Consider the following 13656-nt stretch of genomic DNA (forward strand, 5'->3'; position numbering starts at 1 on the left):
GGGCTCGATGCCCGCAGGGACCGCCGCGCACTCGAGGCAACCGTGCGCACGCAGCCATTCCCGTCACGCCGTCGATGGCGCTCTCCGGCATACCGTTTCCACCATGCCGTCCATACGTTACTACGCCTACCACGTTTTTCCACCCTCTTAACTGCAAGAAAAGGACAGTTCACGGCCTGCTAGGCACCTCTATGCGATAGTAGTTTAGATATGGCTTCAAACGAATCGACGTCTCGAGTCGATGTCTTGAACTAGAAGGCGAGGCGATGATCGTGAGGCGCATCAGACGCAGCAAGATCGCGGCGGCGTTCCTCTCCACCGTGCTCGTGGCTAGCCTGTGGCCGGCCGCGCCCACACCCGCAGGAACCACCTCGAACCCCGTGGTGGTGCGCGACACCATGCTGTCCTCCACGGCCGAGGGCGACACGGAGGCTCCTGCGTCCGCAACGCCCACCCAGGAGCTGGGCGAGAAGAGCACGCCCTCGGCAGACGGCGCATCGCAGCCCGCAGCCTCCGGCGAGCCCGCAGCCTCCGGTTCCTCGCCTTCCGCAACCGAGGCGCAGCAGCCGGCCCCCGCCGCGAGCGAGGCCGAGTCCGCACCCGCCGCGCAGGAGGACGATGAGTGGCATGACCCCACCGTCTTCGAGGACGACGTGTCCGACGAGCCGCTCGGCCCTGAGGATCCCACCGAGTTCCAGGACTGGCTCAACAACGTCGGCTTCGGCCTGGGCGTGCAGTCGAGCGCGCTTAACCCCGGCGAGACCGTCGACCTCGAGCGCGCGGGCACTACGGTCTGGAACTCGTCCGCCGCGGGAACCGAGAACACCATCCAGCTGAAGGACAAGGGCCTCTACACGCTCGTCGCCGAGGGCGGCCGCGGCGGAGGCAACTCCTGGACCGGCGGCGGCTACGGCGGCCGCACGAAGGCCGTCACCCCGCTTGACGCGCAGACCCTCTACGCGGTTACCGGCGGCGCGGGCGTCACGGGCCGCGCCGGCGAAGGCAAGGCCGGCTCCACCATCGGAGGCGCGAACGGCGGCGGCGACGGCGGCAACGGCCGCTACCGCAAGGGCCACGGCATCTGCTCGGCCGGCGGCTCGGGCGGCGGCGCGAGTCACATCGCGACCGCCGGCGGAACCCTCGCCGAGGTCCTCTCCGGCGGCGACTCCGACGTGCTCGTCGTCGCGGGCGGCGGCGGAGGTGCGGGCTGGAAGTACGGCGGCGGAGCCGGCGGCGGTGTCGCAGGCGGCAGGGGCACCAAGTACAACGGCGGCCATCCCGCCGGCGGCTCCCAGACCGGCGGCTACCAGATGGGACAGGGCCAGACCGGCGCCGGCGGCGTCTACAACGCCTCCTACTCGGCCGAGGGCCGCGGCGGCGGTGGCGGCGGCTACTGGGGCGGATGCGCCGCGACCAACACCTCCGGCAAGTCCAACTCCTCTGGCGCGGGAGGCTCCGGCTTCCTGAGCCCCACGCTCATCCAGGGTGACAAGGCCGGCGACGGCTCGACCGTCACCTACGACGGAGAGGTCGTCGCGCGCATGGCCAACGGCCAGAACTCCGGCGGCGGGCGCATCTCCATCGAGTACACCGCGAGCGTGGTGACCCTCTTCGACAACGCCGAGGGCACGGGCGAGAAGAGCGAGCTCTTCTCGGCACCGAAGGAGGACACCTACTACAAGTCGTACTCGGCCGACGGGCTGGGTGAGGCGATCACCCACGTCGACAAGCTCGAGCCGCCTACGGGTGCGATCTTCCTCGGCTACTACGCGAAGAACGACTCGGGCAAGCTGGCCCGCCGCTGCATCGACTCTGACGGCAAGATTCTGGCGGGGCTCTACGAGCTCGGCTCGGTCGACCTCTACGCGGGCTTCGGCGTGGCCGAGGTCAGCATCGCCGACGCCGACGGCAACGTGAGCCAGACCACGCCCTACCTCAGCGTCGACGAGGCCTTCGCGGCCGCCAAGGAGGAGGCCGGCAAGGTCAGGGAGGCCGGCTCGACCGACATCGTGCGCCTCGAGCTTCTGACCGACTGCGTGGGCGAGCTCGCCATGAAGGGCGACATCACGGTCGACTACAAGCTCACGACCATCGCGAGCGGCCACACGATCGATGCGACCGACCACACCTTCACGGTGGCCGAGGGCGCCGAGGTGAGCGCCTCCGGGTCGTCCACCAACCCCTTCGCGCTGTCGCTTGCGGGCGGCTCGCTCTCCGTCACGGGCGGCTCGGTCTCGGCCACCACGGGAAGCGCCGTCGTTGTCAGCGACACCCAGGTCACCATGAGCGGCGGCACACTCTCGGCGCGCACCGCGTCGAGCAACACCGTCAGCGCGCTCTCGCTCTCGGGCGCGTCGCCGCTTGCCATGAGCGGCGGCACCATCTCGACGACCAACGCCGACGGCGCCACGAGCTACGCCATCTTGCAGAACGCGGACGCCAGGGGTGACATCTCCGTCACCGGGCAGGCCGCGGTCCGTATCGAGGGTAGCTCAACCGGCACCATCTACGCGATCGGCGGTGACGGAATCGGAGCGATCCGCGTCGCCGACAAGGCGCAGGTCACGGCAACCTCGACCGGCCAGTCGGCGCGCTCGGTCGCCGTGGTCGCCAACAACGGCATCACCGTCGAGGCCGCGGGAGGCATGACCGACCAGTTCGCGTGCGCGGTCAAGGCCACGGGAGGAACCGAGGCGCTCGCCCTTCTCGTCAATGCGGGCACCACGACCATCCGCGGCGCCGCCACGGTCACGGCGTCGGGCGCCACCACCAACCAGGGCGTCAGGTTCGCCGACGAGGCCGGAAACGCGACGATCGAGCCCGTCATCTACATCTTCACGCTCGCCACGGGAACCACCCCGGTCGGCGTGAGCCCCGCCGAGTACGAGGCGTGGACGGATCGCACGACCGGCTGGGTGCCGCAAAGCGAGTTCGCCTATGCCTTCTCGCAGAGCAAGGTCCCCACGGTAGGCGCCCTGGGCGGCACCGAGAACCAGGGCATCACGAACGAGTCTGCGTCCTGCAAGGTCCACGTCGACGGCTCGCGCTACGGCGTCACGACCACCGTGCTCGGAAGCGAGCAGACCGTCTACCAGTACGCGCAGCCCTTCGTCTGCGGTGAGGTCGCCTGGGCGGGGGAGGAGTCCCTCGCGGGCGACAAGTTCGACCTTCGCGGCGGGTACTACAACCACTCGCTTTTGGGCGACTGGCACAAGGATCAGAAGATGGACTATTGGTCGCCCTCGCTGCAGGACCTCTCGGTGCTGCCCGAGACCAAGACTCAGGACGGCGTCGCCTACAACTGGCTCGTGACGCTCTCCGAGGCGAACGTCCTCGTGTCGATCTTCAAGGCGGACGGCTCCTACGTGAAGATGGGCGAGTTCTACTGGCGTGACGTCCCCACCACGGCCGAGTCGGCGATGGCGTCGTACTCGAGCGCGGCCCTCGGCATGCTCGGTGCCTCGCGCCTCGAGATCACGCTGCTCAAGGACGTCAACCTCAACAACTACATCGACGGCTGGATCAAGGCGCAGTACCCCGAGCCGCCCGCCACCGTCGAGCCCAACCATATCCGCCCGTTCGCCTTCACGCGCCAGACCGACATGGTCATCGACCTCAATGGCAAGACGCTCGAGGCGGACTTCGACATCATCGCGAACTGCAAGCTCGTCGTGAACGACGGCGACAACACCAATCCCGAGGATGACCAGGTCAGAGGTCGTCTCCTCGGCACCCTGCCTAACAAGGCGGCAATCGCGTCATTCGATGTGCTCAAGACGTTCCTTCACCTACCCGCCGAGTACACGGCCGGCAGCATCTCCATCCATGGCGGCACGTACGGACAGCTAAGCTCCAAGCGACCCATCCCCGGATATGCGGACAAGTTCGTGGAGACGACGCTTCCCGAGCAGTACCGCCTTCCGTACGCGAACGTCCTCCCCGGCTACAACAAGGACGCCGCCCAGCCCCTCAACCTCTACCCCTACGTTCCCTACGAGCAGCTCTTCGCCTACAGCGATCACGTTCAGGCCCCCTACACGGGCCTGCGCACCGTCTTCGGCAGCGGCGTGGCAACCGTTGCCTTCCAGGGGGATTCCGGCGAGACCGAGCTCATCTTCCCGACGGCCGACGAGGCCTTCGCCGCAGCGCGTGCAAACGCCGAGAAGAGCGACCTCCGCCTGTCGCTCATCCGGGACGCGCCGCTCTCGAATGACTCTACGATCGACTTTGGCCTGACGACCCAGATGAACGGCCACGCCATCGTCTCGACGTCGGACTCGGCGCCCACGATCCACGTCTCCGACGGCGCCAGCATCGTCGGCGGCGAGACCACCAAAACCTACCTCGTGAACGACGACGCCGGCGACGAGCAGTACGCACTCGCCACCAAGGGCGTCAACGTGGACGTCACCGGCGGCAGCGTCAGCGTCACGAACGCCAAGACCTACACGACCGACAAGACTTACGCGCGCGGCACCGACGCGGCGGCCCTCTACGTGACCGGCGGAAACGTCACCGTCTCGGGCGGCTCGCTCAGCGCGACGTCGCGCCAGCCCCTCGAGGACGCCTCCCTCAAGGAGACCGCCAACCACGCCGCGGGCATCTGGCTCGCGGGCGGCGCGGGCGACGTCGTCGTGAGCGGCGGCACCATCAACGCGAGCGCCCCGCGCGCGGACGCCGTCTTCCTCGCCGACGCGGCCGCCGGCTCGGTCTCCGTCAGCGGGGGCGAGCTCGCGGCCGGCCACGTCGATGGCGCCACGGCCGCGCCCGTCTTCGCGCGCGCCGTCTCCACGGCGGCTCAGGCCGTCACCCTCACGGGCGGCACCCTCACCGCAACCAGTCCCGCCGACGCCTACGGCGTGCACGTCCGCCCGAGCGCCTCCGGCACGGGCGCGCCCGTCGTCGCCGGGGGCACGCGCATCACGGCCACGGGCAGGAACGCCTACGGAATCGAGTGCGACGCCCAGGGCACGCAGGTCCGTGTCGAGGGCGCGACCATCTCGGCCACCACGGGCGCCAGCTCGGGCTACGAGGCCATCGGCGTCTACGGCGCCCGCGGCTGCAACGTCACGGTCGCCGCCGGCACGCTCTCGGTCAGCTCTAACGTCGCGCCCGACGCCCGCAAGAACTACAACACCGTCGGCGTCCAGTCGCTCGGCTCGGCGCACGTGTCCGGCGCCACCACAATCGCGGTGCTCGACCGCGGCACGGGCGACGTCTGCGGCGTCTACGCCAAGGGCGATGCGGCCGACGAGGCGAACCCCCTCTCGTCGCTCGACGTCGACGGCTCCGGCGGCCTGAAGCTCGCGGCCACGGCCACCAACGGCTTCGCGGCCGGCGTCAACCTCGACTACGGCTCGGCCCTCACGGCCCGTAATGCCGCCGTCGAGGCGACCTCCTTCTTCGGCCACAGCGACGGCGCCTGCGTCTTCGGCTTCGGCGACGCCACCTTCGACTCCTGCGAGATCACCTCCAAGGCAACGGGAGGCTCGACCTCCGTCGTGGAGGACGGCGACGAGCACCGCTATGCGGCCTCCGGCGTCTTCAACGAGGGCTCGGGCATCGTCGAGATCCGCGACACCGAGGTCAAGGCCAACGTCTCGGCCATCGACGGCCTGACCAACGCCGCACCCATCGCCTACGGCGTCCTGAGCAACTCCACGGGCACGACCGTCGTCTGCGGCTCGAGCAACGTCTCGGCCAACTCCGTCGGCTCTCCCGAGGAGGGCTTCGTCGCCTACGGCCTCTACAACGAGGGCGCCGGCGCCATGGAGATCCTGCGCGCCAACGACGACGCGTCCGCCGGGCAGGAGGCCATCGCGCCGATCCCGCACGTGGGCGCCTACACCGGCGACGCGCGCTCCCTCACGGGCGCCAGCGACGGAGAGGCTCCTCTCGTCCGGGCGCTCCGGGTCGCAAGCGAGCTGGGCATGCCCGCTCCGACTCGTGCCGAGAAGAGCGCGGCGGACCGGCTCCGCACCGCCTCGGGCGGCCAGTTCGCCACGCCCGAGGCCACCGTCAACGGGCCGGCGCTCGGCCAGCGCGGCGCCACGGGCGGCACCATCCAGGTCGACCAGGGCTACTACAGCTCCAACCCCAGGCCCTTCACGGTCCCCAACTACTACACGACCGACTCCGACGAGGACCCGACTCGCGAGTACCTGCCCTACATGGTCGTGCCGGCCATCACGGGCGTCGCCGAGGCCGAGCCCCTCACCTACACCGGCGAGCCGCAGGTCGCCGACGTCACGACCAAGGTCACCTCGCCTGCGGGCGTGCCGGGCACCTTCGTCTACTCGCTCGAGCCCGACGGCACCTACAGCGAGCAGTTCCCGAGCTTCACCGACGCCGGGCAGGACACCGTCTACTACAAGATCCTTGCGGACGGCTACGCCTTCGTGAGCGGCGACGATGACCACGCGAGCCTCACGGTCAACGTCGAGAAGGCGCCCGTGGAGGACGCCTACGCTGGCTGGTGGCCCGAGCGCGGCATGACCGACGCGTACGTGACCTTTGGCCAGTCCGCGACGCTGAGCCTCGAGTCGCTCGTCATGGAGGGCGGCGAGCTGGAGCTCGACAGCACGGCGTCGCTCGTGTGGCCGGCGGGCCCGCTCGCAGAGGAGGCCGACGTCAACGAGGACTACGGCCTCGAGTTCCGCCTCCACGACGACGAGTCCCTCGGCGGCCAGGCCTTCGAGGTCCCGGTGCGCGTCACGGGCATGGCCAACCACGCCGACTACACCATCCACGTGCGCATCGCCGTGGCGCCCTTCACCTACCAGGTGGCCTACCACGAGGGCGAGAAGAGCCTCGCCACGTCGCCCATGAACGTGATGGAGTCCGCGCAGCTCACGGCCGCCTCCCAGATCGAGGGGCTGGCGCGCCCGGGCTGGACCTTCGTGGGCTGGGCCACGTCGCCCACCTCGACCGACGTCGCCTACGCCGACGCGGCCACGGTGGAGAACCTCACGTACGAGCACGGCGCGACCGTGGGCCTCTATGCCGTGTGGGAGCGCCCGATCGAGTTCGTCTCGTACGCGCAGCAGGCGTCGCAGGAGGCCTCGCAGCAGGCGTCTGCGTCCGGCGCCGCGCTGTCGACCCTGTCGGCCCAGGCCGAGGGCGCTCCTGCGACCGAGGTCGTCCAGCGCGTCAACGGAAGCGCGCTCTCCTCCGTCACGGCGCCCGACGCCGAGCTTCCCGCCGCGGATCGCGGCTGGTCGCACGTCGGCTGGACCTCCGCGACGGCAGCGGACGCCGCGGTCGAGCACGCGGCCGGCGACACGTTCGCCCCTGCGGCCGACGGCCCCACCACCTTCTTCGCGCGCTACGAGCGCACGGCGACCATCACCTACGACGGCGGTGGCGCGACGGCGGGGGAGACCGCCCCCACCACGCAGGCGCAGCAGGCCAGCGCGGCCGAGGGAGGCGTCCTCACGACGCCGGCGTTCACGCTCGCCGAGAACGGCTTCGAACGCGACGGCTATGCGTTCGACGGCTGGGACCTCGGTGCTGCCGGCACCACCTACGCCACGTGGAAGCCCGCCGTCGACGAGGCGCCCGAGCACGTGGCGACGGCGCGGTGGAGGGACGGCTCGGGCAGGCTGGCGCCGACGGCAGCCACGGGCGACCCGCTCGCACGGCTCCCGATCGTACTCGCGTCCGTCGTGGCGCTCGCCGCGGCGGCGATCGTCGCGTCGCGCGCCATCAGGCGTCGCAGGGCGTAGCGCACCCTCGCATACGAATCGCGTCGGCGGTCGCGGCCCCAGGGTCGCGACCGCCCTTCTATGACGGGCGGGCGCGGGGCGCGAGGGTACGCTCCTCTCGTCCGCGACGCCCCGCGACGCCCCGCGCGCATCCGCATGGCGGCCCATGCCAAATGTGACCTCCGTTGCCGCCTATTTGCGACCGTCCTCCGATTGACGTGGTGCCACCAGCATAAAGTGTGGTAGCGGTCACGTACGATTAACTAGTTATGAGATGTCTCGTGAGGAAAGCGCAGGTACACCATGAGACGTGATGCGAAGCTCAACAAGGTCCTGGCCGTGTTCTTCTCGGTCACGCTGGTCGCGGGTCTCTGGCCCGCGCCCGCCACGCCGGCGAGGGCCGAGGCGAACCCCGCCGAGCAGGCGGGCGTCGCGAGCGACGAGGGTACCCCCCAGGACGCGGCCCCCGCGGCCGATGCCGCCGGCGCCGCGGCCGATCCCGAGCCGGCGACCCCGGCAGAGGCCGACCCCGCCGCACCGTCGGACGCGACGCCCGACGGAGACGCAGCCTCGTCGTCAGGCTCCGCGGAGGCTCCCGCCGAGGGCCAGGACACCGAGAAGAGCGACGCCGCAGGCGCGACGCCCGACCAGGGCGCGACCGACGCGGCGCAGCAGGGCACCACGCCCGCGGCCGCGCCCTCCGAGGACGGCCAGGGATCCGACGCGGACGCGAAGCCCGCCGACGCGACCCCTGCGGCCGACGACAAGGCCGCGTCCGACGAGAAGGCAGACGACAAGGCCGACGACGCCAAGGGCTATCCCTCGCTCGACGCGCGCCTGCACGCCGGCAACGGCGTGACCGTGGTCGTGAGCGCGCCCGAGGGCGCTTTCCCCGAGGGTACGCAGGCCTCGGTCGGCGCCGCCGACGCGGCGCGCGTCATGGCGGCCGCGGCCCAGATGACCGGCGGCAAGACGCTTGCGGCGGTCGCCGTGGACATCACCTTCACGTACGACGGCAAGGTCGTCGAGCCGCGCGGCGGACGCGCGGTCACGGTACGCCTCCTGCTCTCCGAGTCGCTTGACGGCCCCTCAGACTACGAGGGCATCGACGCCCTCGACTTCTTCGGTCAGGAGGCGGCTGCGGCCGACACGGGCGAGCAGTACGTCGTGGTCCACATCCCCGCGGCCGGCGCCCCCGAGCGCGTCAGCGCCACGACGGCCACGGACCTCGGCGCCGAGTTCGAGGCCACGAGCTTCTCCACCTACGGCCTCGCGGCCGTCGGCCCCAACGACGAGCCTGGCGTCCAGCTCTCGACCCAGGCAACGTATGACATCGCCGTGGACGGCACGGTCAACAGCGTCTCGCGCGAGGGCACGTCCGTCTGGAGCTCCGGGGCCGCAGGCACGCAGTTCACGGTCAGCACCAGCGACGACTATGGCCTCTGGCGCTTCGCCGTGAGTGGCGGGCGCGGCGGCGGTTCTTCTGCAGCGGGTGGCGGCTACGGCGGCGTCACCACCGTCGTCCAGCCGTACGGCGAGGCGAACACCTTCTACGTCGTCACGGGCGGCCAGGGCGTCACAGGTCGCAATGGTGGCAGCAACGGTGCGACCACCGGCGCCGCGAACGGCGGCGGTGGCGGCGGCAACGGCAGGTGGCGTGGCAACGTGGGCAACTGCTCCGCGGGTGGCTCGGGCGGCGGCGCGAGCCACATCGCCCTGTCGCAGGGCGCCCTCAAGGACGTCGGCGCGGGCGACATCATGCTCGTCGCCGGCGGTGGCGGCGGCGCCGGCTGGAACAAGGGCGGTGGCTCCGGCGGTGGTGTCAACGGCGGCAACGGCGGAGTCTACAGCGGCTCCGTCCCCGGCGGCACCCAGACCACGGGCTATCAGATGGGCCAGGGCCAGGACGGCATCGGTGGCACCTACAACGTGCAGCGCGGATCCGAGGGCAAGGGCGGCGGTGGCGGCGGCTACTGGGGTGGCACGGCCCGCACCTACGGCGGCCGCAACTCCAACGCCGCGGGCGCTGGCGGCTCCGGCTTCCTCAACGGCTCCTTCGTGCACGGCGACAGGTCCTCGGACGGCGGCACCGTCGTCCTCGACGGCGTCACCATCGCCCGCACGGCCAATGGCGGAAACTCCGGCGCGGGCACGGCCTCGGTCGAGTACCTCGCCAGCATCGTGAAGCTCGACAAGCAGGACGCCACCGAGCAGGGCACCGAGAACGTCTACGCCGCCCCGAAGGCTGCCGACTACTACCTGTCCTACTCGGTCGACGGCCTTGCCAACAAGTCCGACAAGATCCAGATTCCCACGCGCACCGGCTACACCTTCGAGGGCTACTACACCGAGAAGGGCTTCGACATCTGGACCGACCACCACGACGGGACCCAGTACATCGCGGCCGACGGTACCATCTCGGCCGAGCTCTACAAGCAGGGCTCGCTCACGCTCTACGCGCACATGGTCCCCATCTGGGCTACGGTGACGCTCAACCCCGGTGACACGAGCGCCGCGGGCACGACCGCGGTCTACGAGCGCTACGAGCAGGGCATCTACAACGTGAAGAGCTCCTCTCCCACGCAGATCTTCACCATCACCATCCCGGAGCGCAACTGCGACATCACCTACGACGCCGCGGAGGGCTCCACGACGCGCACGTCCGAGAAGATCAGTCAGACCTTCCGCGGCTACTATGACGGCGAAACCCAGCTCATCGATGGCAATGGCGTCATCCTCGAGTCCTTTGGCTTCGACCGCTTCCTCACGGACGTGACGCTCGAGGCGCAGTGGCAGACCGCCAGCACCGCGCTTCCCAGCGCCACGCGCGACGGCTACACCTTCGACGGCTGGTATGACACGGACGACGGGACGCGCGTGGGCGGTGCGAACGACACGTACACGCCCACCAAGCCCGCGGCGAACCTCGAGGCGCGCTGGACGCCCATCGTCTACACGGTGACACTCGACGGCCAGGGTGCCACGGGCCCCGAGGGACGCACGACGCAGGTCTTCGAGAAGTACAACACCGGCGTCTACGCCGATGCCGAGTGCACGACCCCCGCGAACACGATCGTGCCCCCCGAGCGCACGTATAGGGTCACCTACGACCTCACGAACGGCGGCACGATGCCGGCTGGGCACTCTGCCACGTACGACGACGTCTCCTACACCTTCGACGGCTACTACACGCCGCAGGGCGGCTCGACCAAGATGTTCGATGCGTCTGGCCAGCGCCAGGAGGCCTTCACCAACACGTTCTTCCGCGAGAACCGCACGCTCAACGCGCACTGGACGGAGAAGTCGGTTACTCTTCCTACGCCCACGGCGCCCACTGGCAACAAGTTCCTCGGCTGGTCGACCAGCAAGGACGCCCGTTCCGGTCGCACCGGCTTCTTCACGCCCACGAAGGACGTGACTCTCTATGCCGTCTACGCGCCGAATACCTACACGATTGCGTACGAGGGGCTCGTCGGCGTCGTCGGGTTCAACCCCCCGAACACGATCGGCTTCAACGAGTCTGAGGAGACGTGGCAGGAGCCCTTCGACGTCCCCAACCCGAAGAGGCCCGGCTATGCCTTCACCGGCTGGGACATCTCTGATATGCGTGACGGGGTGACTCACTACATCGGGTCAACGGACGTCACGACGACTGAGGCCACCGCGGAGGGAATCCTCGGCACCTACTTCAAGAATCTGAGTGCGTCGGAGGGACAGGTGAAGTTTGAGGCCCAGTGGAAGTCCATTGCGCTTCCGGTCACGCTCAACGAGCAGGGTGCCACCACGTCCGGCTCGCAGGCCGTCTATGAGGCGTATGGCCAGAACATCTGGAAGACCAAGACCGATGTGGCCGGTGGCGACCCCGACTACTCCGACGCCATGGACCACGGCACCACAACCGGAGACGCCGCCATCAATCTTCCCCAGAAGGTCTATCAGCTCACCTACAACCTCGGCGCCGGCAAGACCGGCACGCTCGATGAGGATGAGCGTACTCAGAATGCCGAGTACGCGTTCGGCGGCTACTTTACCGACACCAACGGGACGGGCCAGCAGCTGCTTGGCTCTGACGGCAAGGTGACGTCCTCGTTCACGAACACGTACTTCTCGGCGGATGCGGAGAACCCCACGCTCTATGCCGCCTGGAGCGGCGGGACGGTCGAGCTTCGTGGCAACACGAGCACCACCGAGGGCTATCGCTTCATCGGCTGGAGCGAGACCGAGGGCGCTAAGGTGCCTACGTACCTGCCGGGCGACACCATCAAGCTCACTGGCGCGAAGACGCTCTATGCGGTGTACGACCAGCCGACCTACGTCGTCTCCTACTCTGCGCACGGCGGATCCGGCGCGCCCGACCCCCAGAGCAAGCGCCACAACGCCACGCTCGTCCTGAGTGCAGACAAGCCCACCCGCGAGGTGAGCCAGAGCAATGGCGCCACGGTCACCTTCAACGCCAACCAGGGGTCCTCGACCGGCGCGACCGGTGACGCCATCACCGGCATCGTTGACAGCACGTGGAGCTTCACGAGCTGGAACACCATGCCCGAGGGCGGCACTGGCGGCAAGACCTACAACCCGCGCGGCGACTACACGGCCAACGAGGCAGTCACGTTGCATGCGCAGTGGGACGAGACGAGGGCGCGCCGCTCGATCGAGCTGCCAACTCCCTACTATGAGGGTCACATCTGTCAGGGCTGGTCGACCGACGTCGAGGGCAGCGATATCGTCGGGCAGCCCGGCGATGCCTACACGCCCGAGACCGACCACACCCTCCACGCCCAGTGGACCCCCGCGCGCTACAAGATCGCCTACTACGACGGCGACACGCTCGTGAGGACTTCGCAGGAGTATTCCTACGGAGAACAGCTTACGGTCGAGACCGCGGAGAGCCTCGGCATCAGCAAGACCGGCTGGAAGCTCGAGGGCTGGTCGCTCGAGGACGGCTCGCTCACCGTCGACTACATGGCTGGCGTCCGGGCGCAGAACCTTGCGGACCATGACGACACCGTTCGCGCTCACGCCATCTGGTCGCGCGTGCTGACCTTCGTCTCCGGCGAGGGCGATCCCGTCGACGAGGCCACCGACGCCGTGTCCACTCAGTCCGAGTCCCTGCGCCCGCAGTCGCTCGCCGAGGTCGAGGTCCACCAGTTCACCGACGGCCATACCATCGGCAAGATCGATACTCCCGAGATCGAGCCCATCGAGGGCTTCGCGAGCCTTGGCTGGGTCGCGCAGGCCGAGGACGTCTCGGGCAAGGTTGACCTCGCGGCCGAGACCGAGTCCGAGTGGACGAGCGAGGACACGACGTTCTTCGGCGTCTACTCGCGCGACGCGTCCATCACCTATGACGGTGCGGGCGCGACCGACGGCATGACCGAGATGAGCGTCGGCCAGCAGTACTACAATGCCTCCGGCACCATCGGCAAGGCATCTGCTCTTCTCGCCCAGAACGGCTTCGAGCGTCGCGGCTACTCCTTCGCCACGTGGAGCCTGGGCAAGCCGGGCGAGACCTACGAGTGGGAGGCCAAGCTCGAGGAGCCTGCCACGAAGACGGCCGAGGCGGTCTGGCTCGACCTCAAGCAGTACCTTGTGACGTTCGACGCGAACGGGGGAGAGGGCGAGATGGCTCCGCAGGTCATGGACCTGGGCGTCAAGACGGCCCTGTCCGAGAACGCGTTCAAGCGCGCCGGCTTTACGTTCGCGGGCTGGAACACGGCGGCCGACGGTTCGGGCAAGGCCTTCGCCGACCGCGAGGAGGTGCTCGACCTCGCCAAGACGGGTGAGGAGGTCACGCTCTTTGCGCAGTGGTCGCCCGTGCGCGCCGCGCCGAGCCCGGCCACGAACGACCCGACCCCGCTGGTGCTGATCGGCATCCTGCTGGTCGTCGCTGCGGTGGCGATCGTGGTGGGCGTGCGCTCGAGGCGCCGGCGCAGGCAGTAGCGCGCCTGGGGCG

Annotated in this window: 2 protein-coding genes; both read left to right on the top strand. The window is 69.4% G+C overall.

What is annotated here, in order from left to right:
- Positions 1 to 272: 272 nt before the first annotated feature.
- The gene (locus tag M5D76_RS05570) at positions 273 to 7724 is read left to right on the top strand and encodes a glycine-rich protein (protein ID WP_248922407.1); all 7452 of its coding nucleotides are present in this window, start codon (positions 273 to 275) and stop codon (positions 7722 to 7724) included.
- A 282-nt stretch (positions 7725 to 8006) separates the two neighbouring features.
- Positions 8007 to 13643: an InlB B-repeat-containing protein gene (locus M5D76_RS05575; RefSeq protein ID WP_248922408.1), complete on the top strand. Its 5637-nt coding sequence runs from the start codon at positions 8007 to 8009 to the stop codon at positions 13641 to 13643.
- The last annotated feature ends 13 nt before the right edge of the window (positions 13644 to 13656 follow it).

Origin of the sequence: Olsenella intestinalis, assembly GCF_023276655.1 — a bacterium.
GTDB classification, from domain to species: domain Bacteria; phylum Actinomycetota; class Coriobacteriia; order Coriobacteriales; family Atopobiaceae; genus Olsenella_J; species Olsenella_J intestinalis.